Source organism: Streptomyces sp. NPDC004788 (genome assembly GCF_053601115.1).
This window is the reverse complement of the sequence record NZ_JBSGBF010000215.1, coordinates 1-1,051: the sequence shown is the minus strand read 5'-3', so window position 1 is coordinate 1,051 and position 1,051 is coordinate 1. Positions and strand designations below refer to the sequence as shown.

At 69.3% G+C, this 1,051-nt stretch carries 1 protein-coding gene; it reads right to left on the bottom strand.

Annotation, left to right across the window (positions count from 1 at the left end; translation table 11 throughout):
- A partial coding sequence (locus tag ACWEJX_RS37785; RefSeq protein WP_451611931.1) for an IS481 family transposase occupies window positions 1-949 on the bottom strand: 949 nt, incomplete at its 3' end.
- Between the last annotated feature and the right edge of the window lie 102 nt (window positions 950-1,051).

Here is a 1,051-nt window from a genome sequence, read left to right as displayed (position 1 = left end):
TGTATTGGCCCGCAGCGTTGTTGACGCGGCTGATGGGCGGGTGTCCGTCGAGTGCGGTGTGGCAGCGGTGGTGGTTGTAGGTGTGGAGGAAGTCTGCCAGGGCTTCGGTCCGTTCGGTGTTGGAGGTGTAGGGCCGCAGGTAGGCCCACTCGTCCAGGAGGGTGCGGTTGAAGCGTTCGACCTTGCCGTTGGTCTGCGGCCGGTAGGCCCGGGTGAGTTTGCCGGCCGCGCCGAGTTCCGCGAGGGCGTTCTTCCAGGCCAGGCCCTTGCGGTAGGCCCAGGCGTTGTCGGTCAGGACCCGTTCGATGCGGGTGATGCCGCAGGCGTGGAAGAAGGCGGCCGCGCGGGCCAGGAAGCCCGCGCAGGTCGCGACCTTCTCGTCGCCGTGGATCTCGCTGTAGGCCAGTCGGCTGTGGTCGTCGACGGCGGAGTGGACGTAGTCGAAGCCCATGCCGCGAACCGGCCGGCCCGCGTCGCGGCCCAGCACGCGATGGCCGCCGCCGTCGGGGATCCGGCCGAGCTTCTTCACGTCCACGTGGATCAGCTCGCCGGGCCGTTCGCGTTCGTAGCGGCGGATCAGCGTGCCGGTGGGGCGGTCGATGAAGGCCAGCCGGTTCAGCCGGTGGCGGGTCAGGATCCGGTGGACGGTCGAGGCGGGCAGGCCCAGGATCGGGCCGATCCGGGCCGGGCCGAGCTTGCGGGCCCGCCGCAGCTCGCAGACCCGGTCTTCCATCGCGGAGGCCGTCCGGTGCGGGGTGGTGTGAGGCCGGCTCGACCGATCATGAAGTCCCGCCTCGCCCTCGGCCCGCCACCGGCGGATCCATTTGTGGGCGGTGGCCCGGGAGATGCCCATCTCGGCCGCCACATGAGCGACCGGACGGCCCGAGCAGACACGTTCGACCAGCAGTCTCCTACCGAAGACGGTCAGCCGGGCATTACGGTGGGGCACGAAGACCTCCGGGCGGTGAGTTCCTAGACAGCTCCCACCACACCGGAGGTCTTCGCCATGTTCAAGACCAGACCAGTGTCAACAACGCTCGTGATCAATACA